Raw genomic sequence first — 21846 nt, 5'->3', positions numbered from 1 at the left:
TGGCTTAGAAACCTAATTCTTTCTTAACGTCTGGTAAAAGGTCTTTACCATCAGCAACCAATACGCCTCCACCTTGAGTAGAATCCAACACGTAGTTGAAACCTTGAGCTTTTGCTACTTTTTGGATGGCAGCTTTTGCTTTATCGAAAATTGGCTTCAATAATTCAGCTTCTTTCTTTTGAAGGTCTTGTTGTGCTTGCGCTTGATATTGACGAATGCTTTGCTCCATAGTTTGTACTTCTTGAGCTCTTTTAGCGTTTTCTTCGTCTGTTTTAGTATCTACTTCAGCTTGGTATTGCTTCATTTTGTTTTGAAGCTCTGTAGCCATGGTTTTAATTTCAGCCTCGTAAGTCTTAGTTAGCTTTTCAATTTCTGCTTGAGCAGTTTTCATTTCCGGCATTGCTTCAACTAAGTCAGTTGTGTTAATATGAGCAACTTTACTTTGTGCAACTGAGAAACTCGTAGCTCCAACAAAAAGTACGGCTGCAAATAAAAGGGTCTTAAATTGTTTCATTTTTAAAGTATTACGTGTTTAAATATTAATGTTATAGTGGTTAATTTCCTGTACTATCTTTTGCTTTTGTTTGTTCTTCGCGTTCCTTCTTGGCTTTTTCACGTTCGGCCAGAATGCGTTGACGGCGTTCTTCAAGCTCTTTTTGGCGAGCTTCTCTTTCGGTTAATTTTTGTTGTCTTTTTTCTTCAGCAATTTGTTCTGCGGTTTTTTCTCCCGTTTCACTTTGCTCACTTCCATTTTCATCTACATTGTCGCTGCCTTCTTTTTGGGCATCACTGTCCTTTTCGGTAGGTTTCCCAGTTTTTGCAGCTCTTATACTATCTCTTTCAGCTTTGGCTTTGGCTCTTTCTTCCAAGATTTTTTGTCTTCTAGCTTCGGCAGCAGCTTCTAGAGAGTCGCGTCTTTTTTGTTGCGCAGCTTTTCGGTCTTCAATTTCTTTGGCCTTTGCTGCCTGTTTGGCTTCCAAGGCTGCTTCACGCTCTTCCAATTCTTCATTGATTTCCGGTACCACTTCTTCATCTTCAGCAGCTCTACGCTCTGCTCTGTTTTGGGCTTGGGTACGTTTGGAAGCTCTTGTGATGCTTCGGATGACCAATTCACTGATGTCATACCTTTCGGCAGAGTACAGCATTACCAAATCGGCTGACTTATCAAATACGAAATCGTACTTTTTATTGGCTGCAATTTCCTGAACCGCGGCAAATATCTGGTCTTGGATAGGCTGGATCAATTGCCGCTTTTGCGTGATTAAATCGCCTTCCGGTCCAAATCGTTTTTGTTGATAATCTAAGATTTCCTGTTCTTCAAATGAAATGTCTTCCAAACGTTCTTCGTAAAGTTCTTTGGTAAGAAGGACACGCTCATTGTCGAGTTGTTTCTTTTTCTGATCAACCACATTCAAACGTTGCTCGATTTCCGCTTTCCACTCCTGAGCCTTTTTTTCCAATTGATTTGAAGCTTCTTGATATTCGGGAACGTTTTCCAAGATGTATTCGGTATCTATGTAGGCAACTCTCACACTTCTTTGGGCGTTGGAGACCAAGCTACTTAGACCTATCATTATCATTAAAAAAAGAACTCTATACTTCATCTGTTGTTGTTTTGTGATTTATTGATCTTTTCTCTAAACCTTTAAAATGACAGATTTTGTGTTGATTCCGCCATTTGAATTTAGCTTTTCCAAATTAACGAAATATATTCTGAAAAATTTTAACAGTGATGCTAAATCCTTCTGACAGATATTAGAAAATATCATGCCAAAGTTAAAATTGTTGACCAATAATAAAGTGCGTTTCCCAACCATTGCTTCCAGTGGAACCAGGTACAGGATCAAATCCGTAACCGAAATCAATTCCTAACAATCCGAAAGCAGGCATAAAGATACGCAATCCTGCACCAGCAGAACGTTTAAGTTCGAACGGGTTGTAACTTTGGAATTCGCTAAATGCTGCTCCACCTTCGGCAAACATAAGGGCATAGATTTTTGCCTGTGCACCCAAAGTGATAGGGTAACGTAATTCCAAAGAAAACTTGTTATAGATAGAAGCTCCATCGTCTGTAATGGAACCATCTTCTTCAACTGGTCTGATAGATTGGTTTGGATATCCTCTTAATTGAATGATTTCTCTTCCGTCCAAAGAGTAGTTTCCTAAACCATCTCCACCAAGGAAGAAACGCTCAAAAGGAATAATTCCTCTGTCTTGGTTGTAGGCTCCTAGGAAACCAAATTCCAACCCTGAACGCAATACCAATTTGTCAACGATACGGGTATACCAATCTCCTTTAAACTTGATTTTGTAGTACTCCAACCAATTGAAACGTTGTTGGTCGATTTCAGCAATTCTAGCAGCGTCATCTGAATCTGTTGGATCCAAAGAATCGCGCTCATCTTTAAGTTCTGCATAATCTACTTTGCTGAACAATGAATACGGCGGAGATAATTTTGCAGTAATGGCAAAACTAGAACCTCCCATTGGGTAGATTGGGTCGGTATAAGTGTTGTTTCGGCTCAAACCAATAGTGTAGGCAAAACCGTTTGAATATCCGTCTCCAAATGTAAATAACCCAGTGTTGTAATTCTTTAAGTCGTAATGTTGGAAACTTAAAGCTTGAGACAAGTGGAAGTAATCATCCGGAACAGATAAACGCTTAGAAAGTCCTACAGAAACCCCTGTAATGTTAAAACGTTTGTTCTTGTCGGCATCTCTTGTTTCATAGTTGTACAAGAATTGCTTTGTGTGTGAGATAGAGGTAGAGAACTGTAATGGACGTTTTCCTCCTAACCATGGCTCGGAAAATGAGAAACTATAGGTTTGGTAAAATCTACTGGCTTGTAAACGTAAGGCCAAACTTTGTCCATCTCCCATTGGAACCGGCTTATAGGCATCTTTGTTAAAGATGTTTCTCATGGAGAAGTTGTTGAAGGATAATCCTAAGGTTCCAATGAAACCTCCTCCACCGTAACCTCCTTGAAGTTCAATTTGGCTGGATCCTTTTTCTACAACTTGGTATTCTATATCAACCGTACCATCTACGGTATTGAAGTTTTTCATGTTTGGAGTAATCTGCTGTGCATCGAAGAAGCCCAACTGCCCAAGTTCACGAATGGTTCTGATCACATTTTCCTTACTGTACAATTGCCCCGGTTTGGTACGCAATTCACGGTAGATAACGCGGTCATTGGTTTTGTCATTTCCGGATACGGAAACATCGTTGAAATAAGCAGGTTTTCCTTCGGAAATTCTTATTTCCATATCGATGATATTACCATCGGCACTTACTTCAACAGGGTTGATTGTAGAGAACAAATACCCTGTGTTTTGATATTGGTTTGTAATGTCCAAACCGTCTGGTTTGGTGTCATCGGCAATACGCTTTCTCAATTCCACACCATTGTAAGTGTCTCCTTCCTTAATTCTAAGGATACTGTGCAGTTGCTCGTCGGTGTACACACTGTTTCCAACAAAGGTGATTTTTCCAAATTTGTACTGTTCACCCTCTTCCAAATCGATCAATAAGGAAATGGTTTTGTCGTTGTTGTAGATGATGGAATCTGAGATGATTCTGGCATCTCTATATCCATTTTCCTTGTATTTATCGATTACGCTTACAAGGTCTTCTTTATAATCGGCATCGATAAATTTTGAACGTTTTAACACCCTAACAAAGTTCTTTTGTTTGGTATTTTTCATAGCTTTTCTAAGCTTTTCGTCCGCAATTTTATCATTGCCAGTAAACTCAATACTCTTAACTTTTACTTTTTGGCCCTTATCGATATTAACCAACATATCGACACGGCTTTTTTGAATGGAATCCTGAACTTCCTTAGTGATTACGTTCACTTTGGTGTTCAAAAATCCGTCCTTTTTATATTTGGAAGTCAGGTAGTTTCTTGTGGTAGTGATAAGGTTTTCGGTAACCTTAACCCCTTTGGTCAACTTGTTTTCGTTGATGACCTCTTCTTTTTTGGATTTCTTGATACCGTTGATAGTAACTTCATTAAGTTCTGGCAAATCCACTAAGTGGATCTCCAAATAGGCTAAATTACCTTCGGTTTTTACCAAATAAATATCAATGCTGCTGAAAAGGTTGGAGTCCCATAGCTTTTTTATGGCTTTAGAGATATTTTCACCAGGAATGGTAACTTCTTCACCTTTTCTTAAGCCAGAATAAGAGATGACGGTATTGGCACTGAAGTTAGTGTCGCCAGTTACAGAAATGTCTTCAATGATGTAGGATGTACCAGTGTTGAAATTGTTTTGAGCTGTGTTTACACTTGAACAGAAAAGAAATAGTGCAATAAAAATTGAATGTAGGTATGTTTTCAAAAGTAGTTTCTTAGCTAAGTTGTTCACTGGTTTTTCCAAATCGTCGTTCTCTGTTTTGATAATTGATCAAAGCCTCATATAAATCTTCCTTGCTGAAATCAGGCCACAATATATCGGTAAAATATAATTCGGCATAAGCAATTTGCCACAATAGGAAATTGCTTATTCTCTGCTCCCCACTAGTCCTAATAAGCAGGTCTACATCAGGCAAATTTTGCGTGTAAAGATGCTTATTTATAATTGATTCGTCAATAGTTTCGGGAGAAATTATATTATTTTTAACGTTATCCGCTATTTTTTTAACCACACTCACCAATTCTTCCCTAGAGCCATAGCTTAAAGCCAAAGTAAGGGTCATTCTGGAATTTTCTTTGGTTTTGTCAATAACTTCCAAAAGTTCCGCCTTGGCATTGGTTGGAAGGTCATTCAAATTACCAATAGCATTAAGGCGTATGTTGTTGTTCTGTAGGGTGTTTATTTCTTTCTTGAGGGACTTAACCAAAAGCTTCATCAGGGTTTGTACTTCCAGTTTTGGTCGGTTCCAATTTTCGGTAGAAAATGCATATAGTGTTAGGTTTTCAATGCCAAGTTCTGCACTGGCCTCTACAACCTGTCGTACCGCTTTGGTGCCGTTTTCATGCCCTACGGCTCTTAAAAATCCTTGTTGTTTTGCCCATCGGCCATTACCATCCATGATAATGGCGACATGTTTGGGAAGTTTGTTGGTGTTTATTTGGTCTTTTCTACTCATTTTAAAAATTACAATAACAAGGTTTTTGCCCAAACGTATAGGTAAGGGTGATTCCTGAAAACACATACCAATCATTGCTGTTTGTATTTCCAAATCCTAGATTGCTGTCATTGTCAAAGTCTGGAACACTACCATCCAATTCATCCGAAAAGGTATAACGAGCACCAACTTCCAGGGCTAATACAAAGCTGCTGGTAATGTTGGTTTTTATACCAAGGGTGATAGGGATCCCAAATGCCCAACTGCTGGTGCCCTCTTCAACAAGGTCGCCATTGGACAAGAAATAAAAATTATCGTGTTTTGCCACACTCATCCCTGTAAAAAGGTAAGGTGTTACTTGTGTGCCACTTTCGTGAAGGTTGAAATCGAAAAAGGTGAATTCCATTCCACCAGTTATTTCCAAAAGTCCGTTGGAGAAAGCAAAACCTCTTTCCTTACGTCTTGGGTCATCCGATTTGTTGTCGTCGGCTTCCAAATCGGTATAGATTAGTGATAGTCTAAAGGAATGCCTAGGGCTGCGGTTCCACTTTACAATGCCCCCAAAAGCAGGTGAATTTGGAGAGATGTAATTGGTTGGGCCAACATCGCCAATAAAGTTGCTGCCTCCCGCAAATACCCCAACCTCATAAATTTGAGCACTTAGGGACTGTGAAAGAAACATGCTTAAAAAAAGGAGAATTAAATACCTCATAGGTTTTTCAAAGTTTGCAAATATAATAAATATGATTAGCCTATAACAATTTGAAACAAATTGTCTTACAGTTAAACAGTATTTACGGGGATTTATTGCCTAATTTCTTTTGTCTTCACCCCAAAGTAATTTTTTCCTTAGGGTGGTTATAAAGCTTTCGTGTACAAGCTCTACCATTTTAATAGTGAAGGGCGCTTTTTTAATGGTTACCACGGTAGAATTGTGCAAGGTGGTAATACGGGAATCCAAGGAAATTAAATAATGGTCTTCTCGTCCGTCTACCTTTAATTGGATCTTGGTGTCGTCTGAAATTACCAAGGGTCTTGCGTTAAGGTTGTGCGGTGCGATAGGAGTGATTACTAAATTGTGGGCTTCAGGCATGATTACCGGTCCGCCACAACTTAAGGAATATCCTGTGGATCCTGTAGGTGTGGAAATGATCAAGCCGTCAGACCAGTAGGAAGTAAGGTATTCATCATCCAAATGTGTTTCCACGGTGATCATGGAAGTGGTGTTTTTTCTGCTTACCGCAACTTCGTTCAGGGCAAAACTGGTTTCAATTAAATCCTTGTTTTCTGGCTCGGTAGTGACGCTTAACAAAATGCGTTCGGAAATCTTGTAGTTACCTATTAAAATGTTGTTGAGTGCATTTTCTATTTCATCGGTTTGAATGGTTGCCAAAAATCCTAGTCGACCGGTATTGATGCCTACAATGGGAATATTGCAATCACGAACATGGGTAATTGCCCTTAGTATGGTACCATCCCCACCTATGCTGATCAATAAATCGTAGCTATTGTCAAGTGTGGTAAAGGTGTCGAAATTGTAAAGGTTGATATTGTGTTCATTTTGCAACATCTCAAAAAAAGAGTGCTCTATATAGACCTCGGCTTTTTTACTTTTTAAAAAATCAAGGAGGGTAGCAATGCAAAATGTGGTATTGCTATTATAAAACTGACCGTAAATGGCTATTTTCATGCCTTAAATGTTAAGGTATTTGTTTAGGTATTCAGAACGTTCCTTAAGGTTTTCGAGGTAGGAGTCTTGTTCGTGTCCTGAAATAATGTTGTAACTGTATCTTCTAAAGGTGTGCATGATGTCGTTAAGACCGCCGTGTCCAACTTTAAGCGTTACCTGAACCAAGTCGTTGTCCATTTTAGAGATGAAGGCCCCCAGAAGTTTGCCATCGTTGGACTCTACTATCTGACTGATTTCACTAAAGGAATAATCGTGGATGCCTTTTTCAATAATCAAAATGTTACCCGCTTCAGAGAAAAATGGAGTTTCGTTGAAAAGGTTGATAATGTCATTAAGTTCGTAATAGCCCAAATAGGTATTGTTCTCATTCAAAACAGGCATGATGTTGCTGTCGTGTTTGGCAAAAGCCTCAAGGACGTCCAACCAATTGGTACTAGTACGTACAAAAAAGCCTTCAATGGCATATCTCACTTCCGAAACCAATTTGGAACCTTCAAAACAATGGGCATCAGTTTCAGAAACACATCCTAAATACACGGTGTTATCTTCAATAGGAATATGCGAATAGGTAAGCTCTTTAAATAATAATTTAAGATCGCTGATCTTGTTCTTAAGACTTAAAGGTTTAATATCATTGATTATGTACTGTTCTAAAGACATGGCTCCAAAGTATACTACTGCAAATTAATTAAAAATAACTACAAAAAGCGTTAAGGACTTTGTATTTTTGTTGGTCAAATAAAAAGTAGATGACTAAGTTAAGTGTAAACATAAACAAGATTGCCACCTTAAGGAATTCTAGAGGGGGTGATGTGCCCAATGTAGTGCAATTTGCAAAAGACGTTCAAGAGTTTGGAGCCCAGGGGGTCACTATCCATCCGCGACCAGATGAAAGGCATATTCGTTATCAAGATGTGTACGATTTGAAGCCTGTAGTTTATACTGAATACAATATTGAAGGAAATCCAATCAAAGAGTTTATGGATATGGTTTTGGAAGTAAAGCCAACCCAAGTAACTTTGGTGCCAGATGCCGAAGATGCTATCACCTCCAATGCTGGGTGGGATACATTAAAGCACAAGGATTTTTTAGTGGATATTATTTCTGAATTCCAACGAAACGGCATTAGAACTTCCATCTTCGTAGATCCAGTGATGGCGCAAATTGAAGGCGCCAAAGCTACGGGAACTGACAGAATAGAACTTTACACTGAAGCTTATGCGCACCAATATGGATTGGGAAATAAAGACGCAATCAAACCTTATAATGAATGTGCGGTATTAGCCCATAAACTTGGTTTGGGCATCAATGCCGGTCATGATTTGTCATTGGATAACATTAAGTTTTTTAAAGAGAACATTCCAGGGTTGTTGGAGGTGTCTATTGGTCACGCATTGATTTCGGAGAGTTTGTATTTGGGTATTGAAAATGTAATTCAAATGTATTTACAGCGCTTAAAATAATTCCGAGTAATAATCAAGAAACATTCAAGATGCAGTTACACTCAAATATTACAGGAAGCGGAAGTCCATTCATCATTTTACACGGTTTTTTAGGAATGGGGGACAACTGGAAAACCCTAGGAAAGAAATTTAGTGACGAAGGCTATGAGGTCCATTTGGTAGACCAACGCAACCACGGCCGTAGTCCCCATGCCGATGCTTTTGACTATGAAATCCTCACTGAAGATTTAAAAGAATATATCACTTCCCACCATCTCTCGGAGGTTGTCTTGTTGGGGCATTCCATGGGAGGGAAAACAGCTATGATGTTTGCCTCAAAATATCCCGAATTGGTATCTAAATTGATTGTTGCCGATATTTCTCCACGTTTTTATCCAGTACATCACGACACCATTTTGGAAGGTTTGAGCCAATTGGATTTTTCGGTGATTTCTAATAGGGGAGAAGCCGATGAAGCTTTGTCTCGTTATATAACTGATTTTGGAATACGCCAGTTTTTGTTGAAGAACTTGTATTGGAAGGAAAAAGGGCAGTTGGCCTTGAGATTGAATTTGGAGGCATTGAAAGCTAACGTAGGTGAAGTAGGTGAAGCGCTGCCGGTACATGCTAAATTTGAAAAGGACACCTTGTTTTTAAGAGGTGACAGATCTGAATATATTTCGCTTCAAGATGAAGCTTTGATCAAGGCGCATTTTCCTAAGGCCCAAATAGAAACGGTATCCAATGCCGGCCATTGGCTGCATGCCGAAAACCCAAAAGAGTTTTTTGATGACGTTGTTAATTTCGTAGGATAATATTCGTATTTTTAATAAAAATACGATCTTATGAAACTAGTTCTCAGAATTTTATTGTCGGCGGTTGCCGTTGTGATTTTAGCAAAATTATTGCCGGGAGTTGAGGTTGTTGGCTTCACTTCTGCAATTATTGTCGCCATTGTATTGGCTTTGCTCAATGCTATTGTAAAGCCCATCTTGGTAATTTTAACCCTTCCTATTACCATTTTTACCCTTGGTTTGTTTTTGTTGATAATCAATGCGTTGATTGTGCTCATGGCGAGCAGTTTTATCGATGGTTTTGGAGTGAGCAGTATTTGGACGGCCATTTTGTTCAGTATCCTTTTGTCTATCTTGGAATCTATATTGTACTCTGTTTTAAATGAGGATAAAAAATAGACTGAATTTCAAGCTCTTAAAACTTTGTTGAGTTGCAAAAAATATGTACTTTTGCAACCCAATTTTTATACGATTCAAGAATGAATATTACAAGAGAAAACATTGACGCATTAAATGCTGTTGTAAAAGTAGACATCTCTAAGGATGACTACAGCGATAAAGTGGAGAAAATCCTTTCAGATTACCGTAAGTCGGCTAACATTCCTGGTTTCAGAAAAGGACATGTGCCAATGACCATGGTAAAGAGACAATATGGTAAAGCTGTCTTGGTGGATGAGGTTAACAAATTGTTGCAGGACGCATTGAACAAATACCTTACGGAAGAGAAGCTAGATGTTTTAGGAAATCCATTACCTAAGCCACAGGATGATTTGGATTGGGATGCTGACAATTTTTCTTTTGAATTCGAATTAGGTCTAGCGCCTCAATTTGACGTAGAATTGAAATCTAAAAAAGCAATTACTCAATACAATATTGTTGCCGACGAGAAAATGTTGGACAACCAAGTGGAATACATCCGTAAGCAATACGGTAAATTGGTATCTAAGGAAGAAGCTTCTAAAGATGACGAAATTACTGGGGTATTCGCTAACGAAGAAAAAGAAATCAACAACACTGCTACCATCACTTTAGATAAAGTGAAAGGTAAAACCAACGAGAAAAAATTTGTTGGTGCTAAGGTTGGAGATGTGATTACATTGAATACTAAAGGATTGTTTAATGACGATCACGATTTAATGCACTTCTTGAAAGTATCTCACGATGATGCTCATGGATTGGATGTTGAAGTAACTTTTACCGTTACTGAAATCAACACTAGAGAATTGGCTGATTTGGATCAAGAATTGTTCGATAAATTATTTGGTAAAGGAGTAGTAACTTCAGTAACTGAGTTGAAAGAAAAAATCAAAGTAGATTCTGAAAAGCAATTTGCTCAGCAAGGTGACCAAAAATTGTTGAATGATGTAACTGAGTATCTTGTAGAGAATACTAAGTTTGATTTGCCTGCAGCTTTCTTGCAAAAGTGGATCCAAACTGCTGGAGAAGAGCAATTGGATGCAGACCAAGCTAAAGAAGAGTATGAGAAGTCTGAAAAGAGCATGCGTTACCAATTGATCGAAGGTAAATTAATCCAAGATCACAACCTTCAGGTAACTTTTGAAGATTTGAAAGCTCATGCTAAAGAAATGATCAAAGTACAAATGGCACAGTTTGGACAGATGGATCCTGCTGATGAAGAATTGGAAAACATTGCAGCTAGAATTTTGTCTAACCAAGATGAAGTGAAGCGTTTGTCAGAGCAATTGATGAGCCAAAAACTATTGAATCTTTACAAAACTGAAGGAAATCTTAAAGTAAAAGAGATTACTTATGACGATTTTGTAAAAGAGTTTTACTCTTAATTGTTACAGAATAAATGATTATATTTAGAGCGTAAAACTGATCGGTTTTACGCTTTTTTTTGACCTTCAAAAATCCAGGTCAATTTCCACCTGTACAGCCTCAGGTTTTATCAATTATTAACAACAATTAGACATATGAATTTCGGAACAGAATTTGAAAAGTTTGCAATAAAAGATCAGGGAGTTAGCAGTACTTACTACAATAAAATTATCAGCAGTATGTACCCAACAAACTTAACTCCAAACATTATAGAAGAACGCCAAATGAATGCCGTGGCTATGGATGTGTTCTCACGTTTAATGATGGACCGCATCATTTTTATGGGAACTGGCATTAACGATCAGGTGGCAAATATCATTCAGGCGCAGTTGTTGTTTTTGGAAAGTACCGATGCTTCCAAGGACATCCAAATATATATCAATTCTCCAGGAGGTAGCGTGTACGCTGGATTGGGGATTTATGACACCATGCAGTTGATTAAGCCAGATGTTGCTACCATCTGTACAGGAATGGCGGCGTCAATGGCAGCGGTACTGTTGTGTGCTGGAGCAAAAGGAAAGCGTAGCGGATTGACCCACTCAAGAGTCATGATCCACCAGCCATTGGGAGGAGCACAAGGGCAAGCTAGTGATATTGAAATCACCGCTCGCGAAATTTTGACCTTGAAAGAAGAACTTTATAAAATAATTAGTAAACATTCGGGACAGGACTACGACAAAGTGTATAACGACAGTGATAGAGATTACTGGATGAAAGCAGATAAAGCTTTGGAGTATGGAATGATTGATGAGGTTTTGGCCCGTAACGTATAAATATCACATTGATATTTAAATTGAATTTTTGAATTTATGGCAAAGGAAGAATTAGAATGTTCGTTTTGTGGTAGGAAAAAGCCAGAAACCAATCTGTTGATTGCAGGATTGGATGCTCATATTTGTGACCGTTGTATCGAACAGGCTCATGGTATTGTTTTGGAAGAGTCCAAGCAAAGTGACAATTCTGAATTATCGACAGAGTTAATGCTAAGAAAGCCTCAGCAGATCAAAGGCTTTTTAGACGAGTATATCATTGGGCAGGAATACACCAAAAAGGTGATGTCTGTTGCGGTATACAATCACTATAAACGTTTATTGCAACCAGCTAGTGAAGATGATATTGAAATCCAGAAGAGTAATATTATCATGGTTGGGCAAACCGGTACAGGAAAAACCTTGATGGCCAAAACCATCGCCAAAATGCTCAACGTGCCCTTGGCTATTGTGGATGCTACGGTGTTGACGGAGGCAGGATATGTTGGAGAAGATGTAGAAAGCATCTTGACGCGTTTGTTGCAAGCGGCCGATTACAATTTGGAGAAAGCTGAAAAAGGCATCGTGTTTATTGATGAAATAGACAAGATTGCCAGAAAGAGTGATAACCCTTCAATCACCAGAGATGTTTCTGGTGAAGGGGTGCAACAAGCCTTGTTGAAGTTGTTGGAAGGTACTGTGGTAAATGTTCCGCCAAAAGGAGGGCGTAAACACCCAGACCAAAAGTTTATTGAGGTGAATACAGAGCACATACTGTTTATTGCAGGTGGTGCTTTTGATGGTATTGAGCGCATAATTTCAAAACGTCTTAACATGGCGGCTATTGGTTATAAGGCAGCTCATGACGATGATCAGGTTGATGCCAACAATTTGCTTCAATATATCATTCCGAAGGACTTAAAGGATTTTGGACTGATACCTGAAATCATTGGGCGTTTACCTGTGCTTACTTATATGGATCCGTTGGATGCGGCAACTCTGCGTGCTATTTTAACAGAGCCGAAAAATGCCATTATCAAGCAGTATAAAAAACTGTTTGAGATGGATGATATTGACTTCACAATCACTGATGAGGCTCTTGATTATATTGTTGAAAAAGCTATTGAGTACAAACTTGGAGCTAGAGGATTACGTTCCTTATGTGAAGAAATCCTAACGGATGCCATGTTTGAAATGCCTAGCAGCGATGATAACAAGCTAAACGTAACCAGGAGTTATGCTGAGGATAAGTTGAACAAGACGGCCCTTAAAAAGCTGAAGGCGGTGTCTTAATCATTATTATAAAATTAAAATAAAAAAGCCGCTCATTATGAGCGGCTTTTTTGCTATTTGGATCAATAATTAATATTCTGCAATACTATTTTTTGAAAAAGGTTCGCCCTTTTGTGAGTTCTAAAATTGCATTGGAATTATGACAATTTTAAGGGAGAATTGTCAACATTAACTATGTAAATATAGTAGCATTTGTGTAAGATAAAAATGACGAGACAGATTATTGGACAAATGCAATTAAATAATCGTTATGCGGATTTTTGAATTGGCGTTAATCGGATTTTTAAGCAAGTTTTAATTTTTAAAAATTCAATTTCAACAATTCATCCATATACTCCCTATTGTTGGATAACCTTGGCACCTTATGCTGGCCTCCCAATTTGTTGTGCTGTTTTAGCCAATCGTAAAATAAATGCTCTCTCGCAATATTGATTTTGGGCATGTTTAGGGTTATATTATTGAAACGTTTGGCTTCATAGTCTGAGTTTAATGATTTAAGGGCGCTGTCAAAAAGTTCTCCAAATCGGTTCAGATCTTTCGGGGGTGTTTTAAATTCTATCAACCATTCATGAGAGCCTTTTTCGTGGCCGTTCATGAAAATTGGAGCAGCGGTATATTCCACAATTTCAGAAGCGGTTTGTCGGCAAACGTCCTTAAGCGCATCCTCCGCATTTTCAATAATCAATTCTTCTCCAAAAACATTGATATGGTGTTTGGTGCGCCCAGAAACCTTCACGCGGTATGGGCTCAGTGAGGTAAACCTAATGGTGTCTCCAATTTTATAACGCCACAAACCGGCGTTTGTAGTAATAACAACAGCATAATTTTTGTCCTTTTCAACGTCGCTTAAAGGAATGACTTTTTCTTCAGGAGTCCCATAGGTGTCCATAGGAATGAACTCATAGAAAATGCCGTAATCCAACATTAGCAATAATTCGTTGGAATTGTTTTGGTCCTGAATGGCAAAAAAGCCTTCAGAGGCATTGTAGATTTCATAATACCTGAAATCCTTTTTAGGAAGGATTGTTTGGTATTGGTCTACATACGGCACAAAGCTCACGCCACCATGAAAATACACTTCCAAATTCGGCCATACATCGGTGATGCTTTTCTTGCCGGTGGTGTCCAATACATTATTTAAAAGTACCAGCATCCAAGAGGGGACGCCGGCTAAACTCGTTACATTTTCATTGATGGTTTCATCTACAATGGCCTGCATTTTATGTTCCCAGTCACTCATTAGCGACACCTTGCTGCTAGGAGTGCTGCTGAACTCGGCCCAAAAAGGCATATTGTCAATCAAAATGGCCGATAAATCTCCAAACACAGTGCCGTTTTCCTTGTAAAGTTCCTTGCTGCCGCCTAATCGAAGACTTTTTCCCGTGAATAGTTGTGAATCTTCATTGTTGTTGAGGTACATGCAGAGCAAGTCCTTGCTGGCTGCATAATGGCAATCTTCCAAGGATTCATAACTTACAGGAATGAACTTGCTTTTGGCGTTGGTAGTACCACTGGATTTGGCAAACCATTTGATTGGGCTGGGCCAAAATATATTGTGTTCACCCAAACGGGAACGCTCTATCACGTTTTGATAATCCTCATAACAAGAAATGGGAATTCGGTCAGCAAACGTTTGATAGCTTTTGATGGAGTCGAAATCATATTTTTTGCCAAATTCGGTGTCTTTGGCAATGGTAATAAGATCCAATAACAATTCGTTTTGTACTTCGTTGGGGTATTTTAAAAACAGCTCAATTTGATGAAATCGTTTTTTTAAAAACCACGAGGCAATGGAATTTACTAAAGGAATTGGCATATTTGCAGTATCTTTAAAAAAAGTAACTAAAAATAACATTTTTTTTTATGACCTACCAAGGAGTTCTCACAAAAATGGAGACCGAGTATGGCCATCCCATACAATATTATTTGGTGTTTAAAAATGACTTTTTAAACCTAAACCAACTGCTAAATAGAACGATAAGCATTCAGTTTGTGAAATATGAATGTTTGAATTGTGGCATGGATAAGCCAATTTATAGACAGGGGTTTTGTAAAAGTTGCTTTTTTGAAGTACCGCAGGCTGCAGATTGGATAATGAGACCAGAATTGAGTATGGCGCATCTAGGAAAAGAAGACCGCGATTTGGAATACGAAAAGAAAGTGCAGTTGCAACCGCATATTGTGTATTTGGCCAATTCCAGTAGCGTGAAAGTAGGGGTGACCCGTAAAACGCAAGTGCCTACCAGATGGATTGATCAAGGGGCGCATGAAGCCATTGAAATTGTAGAAGTGCCTAACCGGTATTTGGCGGGAATTACTGAGGTGGCCTTAAAAGAACATGTGTCTGATAAAACCAACTGGCGTACCATGTTAAAAAATGAAGTGGTAGATGAAAATTTGGTGGAATGGCGCGAACGTCTGTTGCCTTATGTGCCAGAGGAAGCTAGGGAATACATTATAGAGTCCAATACTGAAACAGATATGGAGTTTCCAGTAGTGCAATATCCACAAAAGCCTAAGAGCTTAAATTTATCAAAAACACCTTCTTATACCGGAAAGCTTTCTGGCATCAAGGGACAGTATCTCATCTTCGAAGATCAAACCGTTTTTAACGTGCGTGCCAACGAAGGCTTGGTAGTTGATATCTCAATAGGCTAGAGCAAGACAAGTAATACATAGAAAAGCAAAGGCTACCCTAGGGTAGCCTTTTTCATGTATATTAAATATCTTCTTGGTCTCTTAAGTTTTGGATATAGGAAGCTTTTTGAATTTCACGTCGTCTTCTAACGGACGGTTTCGTGAAAAATTGCCCCTCTCTTAAGTTTTGCATCACCTTGACATTTCGGTGCTTACGCTTGTAGCGTTTTAAAGCACGTTCAATACTTTCGCCTTCTTTAATTAAAATTTTTATCATAGATATTTATTTTGTTAACCCCCAATGTAATTTTTTAATTGAACTATGCAAGTAAAACATGAAAACTTTACATAATTTATATTGAAACTAGTTTAAGGTGTTTAATTTTAGTAGTTTATATTAGTTGTCGGATTTCTCTTTTTTCTTACCAAACAAGCCTCCCAAAACGTCTTTTACGCCTTCGGTAATGGCTTCTTCTGTTTTGCTGCTATCACCTGTTGCATTATTGGAAGTATCAGGAGTTTCTTCTTTGGAATTGCTTCCCATCAAACCTCCTAATAGGTCTTTTACTTGATCAGATCCTGAATTGATGAGTTTGTTCTTTTGCATTTCTACCAATTGTTTTGTCAAATTGGAAGCGGCACTGGTCAAATCCGTTGAGATTTTAGGACTTGCATAAGTCCCTCCAATATTGGCGGAAACAGGAACGGTCAGGTTTTTAACATCCTTGTCATCCATTTTAGCAAGTAGTTTATTGACATCGCTTCCTAGATATTTCGCAGGGACGTTAAACACCGTGTTGTAGGCTAAAGACATGTCAAACCCATGCGATCCGGAAACTTCAATGTCAATGTCTTCATATTTAATATGGAAAGGTTTTACGTTTACTTTTCCATCGGCAAACTCCAATTTGGTCTTAAGATCCTTTAAATCCAATTTGTCAAAATCTATAAAGGACATTTCGTCTTTCAACTTGTTCAGTACAGGGCCTTCTTTTGGCTCTATTTTAGAGGTGAGAAGTTCCATGGCGGCATTTCCCGTTACGGAATTCAGGTCAGGAGCCAAGTCGCTGTTAAGCGCTCCAGAAAGATTGATGCTGGAATTCATCTGCCCTTGTAATGCTTTTGCAATTGGAGCCAATGCCTGAAACAATTGCAGGTCATTGAAGGATTGCGCAATGTCAAAATTGGAAGCGCCCAATTTGAAATTGAAGGTTGGGGTCTCCGTTTTAGTAGAGACCGTTCCGTCAATTGCCAACTTCCCTTGGAAAATATCACTGCTCATATCAGAGAGGATGGCCTGTTGGTCTTTAATGGTCAAGGTTCCTTTAACGTTTTTAAGGTTCAGGTTGTCGTAAACCACAGTATTGGCCTGTGCAGAAATTTTACAATCCAAAAAGTCTGGAATTTTTAAGGTTTCGGTAGTTTGTGGTTCTGTTTGGGTTTCCGTTTCAACAGAAGTGTCTTCCGTCATAAAATCGTTCACAACAAATTTGTTGGAGCTCAAATTGAAATTCCCCTGAAGCGTTTTGTCACTAAATACAAAGCCCATAAAATTATTTAGAGTTCCAGAGGCCTTAAAATCGGAGTTGCCGGTCTTGGCATCAAAGGTATTTAAGGAAACGCTTTGAGGAGAAAATGACAGGTCGGCCTTTGCAATCTCTACAGGGTTCAGCATACTTTCCGAAGAAAATACAACATCTGTAATGTTTAGGTTTCCATTGGCCTTAATGCGCTCGTAAGCGTTTGTTTCCAAAGCATTCATGTCGAAAGCTGTTTGGATGTTGGCTTTTAAGATACCGCTTAATTCCTCTTCCAATTGCAGAGGATAAGCCTTGGAGATATTTCCTAAATTCAAGGTGCCTTCTGCTTTGGCATTTATGGCCATGTTTTTGGTCAAGTTTTTAATAGTTGCCGACGATTTAAAGACGTCTTGGTCTATTTTGAAGTTCAACGCATCGATAGCAACATAAGTATCGTCTGGATTTCCTGTATTGTTTTTAACCGTAGTATTTATTTGGATGTTTTCAACCCTTTTTGGAAGGTCAGGATATTTAAAGGACGCATTGTTGGAAATCATGGTAATATCCAAAGTTGGAATCGTGGTTTCGGAAAGCTGACCTTTTATAATTCCTGATAATTTGAAATCTCCATTGGTTTCTACGCCATTTAAGTCTTTAGCATAGGCTTCTGGTACCAAGGCCAATAAATCCTTGAATGAAGATCCTGGGTTTTCAAATGTAATATCCAATTCCTGAGCATTTTCTAACAGTTTTACATAGCCGTCAAATTGCAATGGCAAAGCGTTGATGTAGCCTTTATTGTCCTTAAACGTGTACATGTTCTGTTCTAAATCCAATCCAATAACTGCATCAAGTTTCAAATGCATGTTAGAAAGGTATTGGGTGCTGTCCATTGCGAAGTTGATGAATAAGTCTGTATGGGTGTCCAATTGTGAGCGTTCCGAAGAGAACTGTCCTTTTCCTGAGTGGTTAAGGTTGGCAACACGTACTTCCATGTTTGAGGCGGCGTTCACATAGTTCAAGTTGGTATTGCTGATATTGTAATCCTGAATATCGATGGTGAAATTTCCGCTGCTTTCTGAGGAAGGGTCTTCGTTTGAAGGCGTGTCGCTTGGTTTGGCAATGTCGTAATTGCTGTTCCCTTCTTTATCGGTTAGAATATTCACCAAAGCCTCATCAATACTAAAACTGCTAATGGCAAGTGGCTCGGTTTCGAAATCCTTAAAAAGTTCCATGATGGACATGTTCAAGGCAATAGATTTTACCGAAGCTAAGGTTTCGCCTTCAAACGGCGCCAAATTGGTAATGAAAAGGTTGTTTATGGTAACATGGGCCTTCGGGAAGTTACTTATGAGACTCAGGTTGACATCCTCGAATTCAACCTTGGCATTCAGATTGTCATTCAAAGTTGTCTTGATCATGTCCTTGATTTGGGACTGAAACAGTAAAGGGATGGCAACTAGCAATGCAATGATTACAACAATGATAATTCCAATAATTTTAAATACTTTTTTCATAGGTGTTGAGTAGGTTTGTGTAAAGATATACGTATCTGCTTATAGATTGGTTGGGGATTGAAATGTTTAATAAAACTTTAGGAATTTAGACAAGTTGGAGTTCTTCGTTTAGCTCCAGTTGGAACCGTCTTTTCATGATATAAACGCCCAAATACAAAAATGGCGTGTCGCACAGTGCTACAATGACTTTGAATAAAACGCCTGACACCAATAGGCCTGTAAAATTGCTCCATTCAATGATGTGAAATGAGCACAAGAGGAATACAATGGTAAAGGTGTCTATGAACTGCGAGAACCAAGTTGAAAAATTGTTGCGCAGCCAAAGATGCTTGCCTTTGGTGAGTCGTTTCCAAAAATGGTACACCTGAATGTCAATAAATTGGGCAAATAAATAAGCGAGCATACTGGCGCAAACGGCAATGGCCGAATTCCCAAACACATGGGCAAACGTATCATCTTTTACATGCGACCATGACGTGGCGGGTACGGCATTGGCTACCAAAATGATCAGTAACGAAAATACGGAAGCAAAAATCCCGGTTAACACTACTTGGTTGGCGCGTTTTTTACCATAAATCTCACTAATTAGGTCGGTAATCAAGAAGGTAATTGGGTAGGGAAGAATGCCCACCGATATTTCAAAAAGTTTGGTATTGAACACTTCAATATGGAGGGGATACCAATAGAAAAACTTCTGAAAAATGAGGTTGGAAACTACCAATGACGTGATAAATAAAGCTGCCAATATCAGATAAATGCGTTGTGCCGCGAGTTTGTCTTTTAAAGTCATATTTTATTTGTGGATAAATACGTTTTGTAAATATAAAGGATTAATATTTCTTTTAGTTACTTTGACCCTGATTATGGATAAAGCGCACACATTTTACATTGCATTGGGTAGTAATACTGGAGACCGTTTTCAACATCTTCAAAAGGCTATAAGTGTCATTTTTGAACGTATTGGAAGGGTAGATCGCATTGCCAAAGTGTACAATACACTTGCTTTGGGATTTGAGGGAGACGATTTTTTGAATACCTGTATTTCGGTGGTGTCGAAGTTGGCTCCAGAGGAGGTCATGCAAGAATTATTGAGTATTGAAAAAGAGTTGGGGCGCACGCGTTCTGAGCAATCGGGGTATGCATCCAGACCTATTGATTTGGATGTGATTTTAATTGATGATTTGGTGCTGGATTCAGAAAGTTTGATCATTCCACATCCGCGCATGCAGTCACGCCAATTTGTATTGCAACCCTTGAATGATATTGCTTCGGAGGTGATCCATCCAGTTTTGCAACAAAGTGTTGGAACTTTGACTCGTTTATGTAAAGATGATAGTGACGTACAGCCTATTGACGCTGTTTTGCATAATCCTATGGAGGCCTACGGTTTTTCGTCTAAAAACTATATTGCTATTGAAGGAAATATAGGCGCCGGTAAAACCAGTTTGGCAACCATGATCTCTGAAGATTTTAATGCGAAGCTTATTTTGGAGCGCTTTGCAGACAATCCGTTTTTACCGAAGTTCTATCAAGAACCACAGCGTTATGCCTTTGCCTTGGAGATGTCGTTTTTGGCCGATCGTTATCAGCAGATCAGTGATGATTTGTCGCAGTTGGATTTGTTTAGGGATTTTATTGTGAGCGATTACGATGTATTTAAATCTTTGATATTTTCAAAAGTGACTTTGGTAGAGGATGAATTTAAGCTGTACCGAAAGCTTTTTTACTTGATGTATAAGGACATTGCCAAGCCAGAACTGTATGTCTATTTGTATCAAAAAATAGACAGGCTTCAGCAAAATATTCGCAAACGTGGCCGAGATTATGAGCAGCAGATTGAGGATGCATACTTGGAGAAAATCAATGCGGGGTACTTGGAGTTTTTACGAAATCAAAATGAACTCAACGTTAAGATCATTGATATCACGGACCGGGATTTTGTAGCCAATAGGGCCGATTATTTTTGGTTGTTAAAAGAAATAAACGATGGTATTTAGGATTGTGCAACAACCGGACCTAAAGTTGGTGGGGATGCGTGCCAAGGTGTCCTTTGAAACCATGGGACTGGAAACCGCAAGGTTAGGAAGGCAGTTGATGCCAAGGCTAGCTGAGATTTCATCCCGAATGGGAGATTCCACGTTTTCGGTTCAGGTTTATGAGTCTTTTAATTTTGAAACCCTGACGCCTCAAACCCAATTTGACAAATGGATTGGTGTTGAGGTGGATAATTTTGATAACGTGCCAGAAGGTTTGGAATCTTTAGTAATTAAAGGCGGCAAATACTTTGTGTTCCACTACAAAGGAAGTATAGCCAATTACCCGCCCGTTTGGACATCGGTGTTTCAAAAATGGCTGCCCCAATTGGGATATGCGGTGGATGACCGTCCGCATTTTGAAAAATTGCCGCCATCTTATAATCCGAGACAAGAGGTAAATAAAGAGGAAATTTGGATTCCTATTGGATAGTTTTCTTGCCCTTATTTCAGTGCTTTCAGCTTACTAAATACATCCCAAACCACCACACCGCAACTCACGGAAATATTCAAGGAATGTTTGGTGCCGTATTGCGGAATTTCCAACACCATGTCGCTGGCAGAAACCACTTTTTGGGCAACGCCTTTTACTTCGTTTCCAAATACCAAAGCATATCTAGTGTTGGCTTCGGGGGTAAACTCATTCAACATCACAGCATTTTCAGCTTGTTCTATGGAAACCAATTTCACGTTTTCAGCTTGTAGTTTTTCCACGACTTCCATAGTGTCTTTGGCATATTCCCAAGTTACCGTATCGGTACTACCCAAAGCTGTTTTGTGGATGTCCTTATGAGGTGGGGTAGCCGTAATGCCGCAGAGGTAAATTTTTTCAACCAAAAAGGCATCACTGGTTCTAAATACCGAACCAATGTTGTTCAAACTTCTGATATTGTCCAAGACGATGATGAGTGGTGTTTTTTCTGAGGTTTTAAATTCTTCAACACTCAACCGGTCCAATTCGCTATTTTTTAACTTTCGCATATGCTTACTTTAGGGTCAAAAATCTGTGGATAAGGCTGTTTTTTGTAGGTTCCAAGCAGGGTTTGCTGCATGGAAATTATCAACAGGATGTAAATAACTTCTCAGGGTGCCATTTTAAAAACCATCAAAATATAAGTACATTAGCCATCCTTAAATCTACTTGTTTTCGGTACATTTTGAATTATAATGAAAACCACAGGAAATATCCAGTTGTTTTCATTATAATTCAAAATGTATCGAGGATTATGGAGCAAAAATAATACTTATAAATTAATTT

At 38.8% G+C, this 21846-nt stretch carries 21 protein-coding genes; 9 read left to right on the top strand and 12 right to left on the bottom strand.

The window, feature by feature from the left end; translation table 11 throughout:
- Positions 1–4: 4 nt before the first annotated feature.
- The 7 genes from AC6I5C_RS14570 to AC6I5C_RS14540 form a co-directional block, all read right to left on the bottom strand.
- On the bottom strand, positions 5–514 hold the full coding sequence (locus AC6I5C_RS14570) for an OmpH/Skp family outer membrane protein (protein ID WP_053978150.1): 510 nt from the start codon (positions 512–514) through the stop codon (positions 5–7).
- A gap of 40 nt (positions 515–554) precedes the next feature.
- Positions 555–1604 carry an OmpH/Skp family outer membrane protein gene (locus AC6I5C_RS14565; protein WP_497905787.1) on the bottom strand — a complete coding sequence of 350 codons (1050 nt, stop codon included), beginning with the start codon at positions 1602–1604 and terminating at the stop codon, positions 555–557.
- Positions 1605–1776: 172 nt separating this feature from the next.
- Positions 1777–4380, bottom strand: a complete 2604-nt coding sequence (gene bamA, locus AC6I5C_RS14560; RefSeq protein ID WP_497905786.1) for an outer membrane protein assembly factor BamA — start codon at positions 4378–4380, stop codon at positions 1777–1779.
- Positions 4352–5092: an undecaprenyl pyrophosphate synthase gene (gene uppS / locus AC6I5C_RS14555; protein ID WP_053978254.1), complete on the bottom strand. Its 741-nt coding sequence runs from the start codon at positions 5090–5092 to the stop codon at positions 4352–4354. Before uppS ends, bamA begins: the two co-directional genes overlap by 29 nt.
- Position 5093: 1 nt before the next feature.
- Complete coding sequence (gene porG, locus AC6I5C_RS14550; protein ID WP_497905785.1) at positions 5094–5783, bottom strand: type IX secretion system protein PorG; 690 nt, start codon at positions 5781–5783, stop codon at positions 5094–5096.
- Between the two features lie 99 nt (positions 5784–5882).
- Positions 5883–6761 carry an NAD kinase gene (locus AC6I5C_RS14545; RefSeq protein WP_497905784.1) on the bottom strand — a complete coding sequence of 293 codons (879 nt, stop codon included), beginning with the start codon at positions 6759–6761 and terminating at the stop codon, positions 5883–5885.
- 3 nt (positions 6762–6764) lie between these two features.
- Positions 6765–7421: a CBS domain-containing protein gene (locus AC6I5C_RS14540; protein WP_497905783.1), complete on the bottom strand. Its 657-nt coding sequence runs from the start codon at positions 7419–7421 to the stop codon at positions 6765–6767.
- An 89-nt stretch (positions 7422–7510) separates the two neighbouring features.
- On the opposite strand from AC6I5C_RS14540, the gene AC6I5C_RS14535 reads away from it, so the two are divergent.
- From AC6I5C_RS14535 to clpX, 6 genes are all read left to right on the top strand, one after another.
- Positions 7511–8224: a pyridoxine 5'-phosphate synthase gene (locus tag AC6I5C_RS14535; RefSeq protein ID WP_497905782.1), complete on the top strand. Its 714-nt coding sequence runs from the start codon at positions 7511–7513 to the stop codon at positions 8222–8224.
- A 29-nt stretch (positions 8225–8253) separates the two neighbouring features.
- Positions 8254–9018 carry an alpha/beta fold hydrolase gene (locus AC6I5C_RS14530; RefSeq protein ID WP_497905781.1) on the top strand — a complete coding sequence of 255 codons (765 nt, stop codon included), beginning with the start codon at positions 8254–8256 and terminating at the stop codon, positions 9016–9018.
- A gap of 30 nt (positions 9019–9048) precedes the next feature.
- Positions 9049–9396 (top strand): phage holin family protein, encoded by a 348-nt coding sequence (locus AC6I5C_RS14525; protein WP_053978158.1) that lies wholly within the window; start codon positions 9049–9051, stop codon positions 9394–9396.
- Between the two features lie 80 nt (positions 9397–9476).
- The gene (tig, locus tag AC6I5C_RS14520; RefSeq protein WP_497905780.1) at positions 9477–10799 is read left to right on the top strand and encodes a trigger factor; all 1323 of its coding nucleotides are present in this window, start codon (positions 9477–9479) and stop codon (positions 10797–10799) included.
- A gap of 135 nt (positions 10800–10934) precedes the next feature.
- Positions 10935–11612: an ATP-dependent Clp endopeptidase proteolytic subunit ClpP gene (clpP, locus tag AC6I5C_RS14515; protein WP_053978160.1), complete on the top strand. Its 678-nt coding sequence runs from the start codon at positions 10935–10937 to the stop codon at positions 11610–11612.
- Positions 11613–11648: 36 nt separating this feature from the next.
- Positions 11649–12881, top strand: coding sequence for an ATP-dependent Clp protease ATP-binding subunit ClpX (gene clpX / locus AC6I5C_RS14510; RefSeq protein WP_053978161.1), 1233 nt, complete (start codon positions 11649–11651; stop codon positions 12879–12881).
- A gap of 301 nt (positions 12882–13182) precedes the next feature.
- Here the strand turns inward: clpX and AC6I5C_RS14505 are convergent, their stop codons facing one another.
- Positions 13183–14697 (bottom strand): GH3 auxin-responsive promoter family protein, encoded by a 1515-nt coding sequence (locus tag AC6I5C_RS14505; protein ID WP_497905779.1) that lies wholly within the window; start codon positions 14695–14697, stop codon positions 13183–13185.
- Between the two features lie 47 nt (positions 14698–14744).
- On the opposite strand from AC6I5C_RS14505, the gene AC6I5C_RS14500 reads away from it, so the two are divergent.
- A complete protein-coding gene (locus AC6I5C_RS14500; protein ID WP_497905778.1) occupies positions 14745–15539 on the top strand; it encodes a DUF2797 domain-containing protein in 795 nt (264 codons plus the stop codon).
- Between the two features lie 61 nt (positions 15540–15600).
- Here the strand turns inward: AC6I5C_RS14500 and rpsU are convergent, their stop codons facing one another.
- From rpsU to AC6I5C_RS14485, 3 genes are all read right to left on the bottom strand, one after another.
- On the bottom strand, positions 15601–15795 hold the full coding sequence (rpsU, locus tag AC6I5C_RS14495; RefSeq protein ID WP_497905777.1) for a 30S ribosomal protein S21: 195 nt from the start codon (positions 15793–15795) through the stop codon (positions 15601–15603).
- A gap of 120 nt (positions 15796–15915) precedes the next feature.
- Complete coding sequence (locus AC6I5C_RS14490; RefSeq protein ID WP_497905776.1) at positions 15916–18555, bottom strand: AsmA family protein; 2640 nt, start codon at positions 18553–18555, stop codon at positions 15916–15918.
- An 85-nt stretch (positions 18556–18640) separates the two neighbouring features.
- Entirely contained in the window at positions 18641–19345 is a 705-nt protein-coding gene (locus tag AC6I5C_RS14485) for a queuosine precursor transporter (RefSeq protein ID WP_497905775.1), read from the bottom strand.
- A 73-nt stretch (positions 19346–19418) separates the two neighbouring features.
- Between AC6I5C_RS14485 and folK the strand changes: the two genes are divergently transcribed.
- Positions 19419–20552 carry a 2-amino-4-hydroxy-6-hydroxymethyldihydropteridine diphosphokinase gene (gene folK, locus AC6I5C_RS14480; RefSeq protein ID WP_497905774.1) on the top strand — a complete coding sequence of 378 codons (1134 nt, stop codon included), beginning with the start codon at positions 19419–19421 and terminating at the stop codon, positions 20550–20552.
- The gene (locus tag AC6I5C_RS14475; RefSeq protein WP_497905773.1) at positions 20542–21021 is read left to right on the top strand and encodes a GyrI-like domain-containing protein; all 480 of its coding nucleotides are present in this window, start codon (positions 20542–20544) and stop codon (positions 21019–21021) included. Before folK ends, AC6I5C_RS14475 begins: the two co-directional genes overlap by 11 nt.
- 11 nt (positions 21022–21032) lie before the next feature.
- Here AC6I5C_RS14475 and AC6I5C_RS14470 read toward each other — a convergent pair whose 3' ends face one another.
- Positions 21033–21569, bottom strand: a complete 537-nt coding sequence (locus tag AC6I5C_RS14470) for an RNA methyltransferase (protein ID WP_497905772.1) — start codon at positions 21567–21569, stop codon at positions 21033–21035.
- Between the last annotated feature and the right edge of the window lie 277 nt (positions 21570–21846).

This window comes from Mangrovimonas sp. sgz306409, assembly GCF_059735265.1.
The sequence above is the reverse complement of the archived record's forward strand: the minus strand, read 5'-3'. Positions and strand labels throughout refer to the sequence as shown.

What these genes read in the sequence shown, in the direction of transcription:
- AC6I5C_RS14485 (WP_497905775.1), bottom strand. Translation starts at nt 19,345, where the DNA reads ATGACTTTAAAAGACAAACTCGCGGCACAACGCATTTATCTGATATTG.
- clpP (WP_053978160.1), top strand. Translation starts at nt 10,935, where the DNA reads ATGAATTTCGGAACAGAATTTGAAAAGTTTGCAATAAAAGATCAGGGA.
- clpX (WP_053978161.1), top strand. Translation starts at nt 11,649, where the DNA reads ATGGCAAAGGAAGAATTAGAATGTTCGTTTTGTGGTAGGAAAAAGCCA.
- AC6I5C_RS14565 (WP_497905787.1), bottom strand. Translation starts at nt 1,604, where the DNA reads ATGAAGTATAGAGTTCTTTTTTTAATGATAATGATAGGTCTAAGTAGC.
- AC6I5C_RS14475 (WP_497905773.1), top strand. Translation starts at nt 20,542, where the DNA reads ATGGTATTTAGGATTGTGCAACAACCGGACCTAAAGTTGGTGGGGATG.
- AC6I5C_RS14540 (WP_497905783.1), bottom strand. Translation starts at nt 7,421, where the DNA reads ATGTCTTTAGAACAGTACATAATCAATGATATTAAACCTTTAAGTCTT.
- uppS (WP_053978254.1), bottom strand. Translation starts at nt 5,092, where the DNA reads ATGAGTAGAAAAGACCAAATAAACACCAACAAACTTCCCAAACATGTC.
- tig (WP_497905780.1), top strand. Translation starts at nt 9,477, where the DNA reads ATGAATATTACAAGAGAAAACATTGACGCATTAAATGCTGTTGTAAAA.
- porG (WP_497905785.1), bottom strand. Translation starts at nt 5,783, where the DNA reads ATGAGGTATTTAATTCTCCTTTTTTTAAGCATGTTTCTTTCACAGTCC.
- AC6I5C_RS14490 (WP_497905776.1), bottom strand. Translation starts at nt 18,555, where the DNA reads ATGAAAAAAGTATTTAAAATTATTGGAATTATCATTGTTGTAATCATT.
- AC6I5C_RS14470 (WP_497905772.1), bottom strand. Translation starts at nt 21,569, where the DNA reads ATGCGAAAGTTAAAAAATAGCGAATTGGACCGGTTGAGTGTTGAAGAA.
- AC6I5C_RS14505 (WP_497905779.1), bottom strand. Translation starts at nt 14,697, where the DNA reads ATGCCAATTCCTTTAGTAAATTCCATTGCCTCGTGGTTTTTAAAAAAA.
- AC6I5C_RS14500 (WP_497905778.1), top strand. Translation starts at nt 14,745, where the DNA reads ATGACCTACCAAGGAGTTCTCACAAAAATGGAGACCGAGTATGGCCAT.
- AC6I5C_RS14530 (WP_497905781.1), top strand. Translation starts at nt 8,254, where the DNA reads ATGCAGTTACACTCAAATATTACAGGAAGCGGAAGTCCATTCATCATT.
- folK (WP_497905774.1), top strand. Translation starts at nt 19,419, where the DNA reads ATGGATAAAGCGCACACATTTTACATTGCATTGGGTAGTAATACTGGA.
- AC6I5C_RS14535 (WP_497905782.1), top strand. Translation starts at nt 7,511, where the DNA reads ATGACTAAGTTAAGTGTAAACATAAACAAGATTGCCACCTTAAGGAAT.
- rpsU (WP_497905777.1), bottom strand. Translation starts at nt 15,795, where the DNA reads ATGATAAAAATTTTAATTAAAGAAGGCGAAAGTATTGAACGTGCTTTA.
- AC6I5C_RS14570 (WP_053978150.1), bottom strand. Translation starts at nt 514, where the DNA reads ATGAAACAATTTAAGACCCTTTTATTTGCAGCCGTACTTTTTGTTGGA.
- AC6I5C_RS14545 (WP_497905784.1), bottom strand. Translation starts at nt 6,761, where the DNA reads ATGAAAATAGCCATTTACGGTCAGTTTTATAATAGCAATACCACATTT.
- AC6I5C_RS14525 (WP_053978158.1), top strand. Translation starts at nt 9,049, where the DNA reads ATGAAACTAGTTCTCAGAATTTTATTGTCGGCGGTTGCCGTTGTGATT.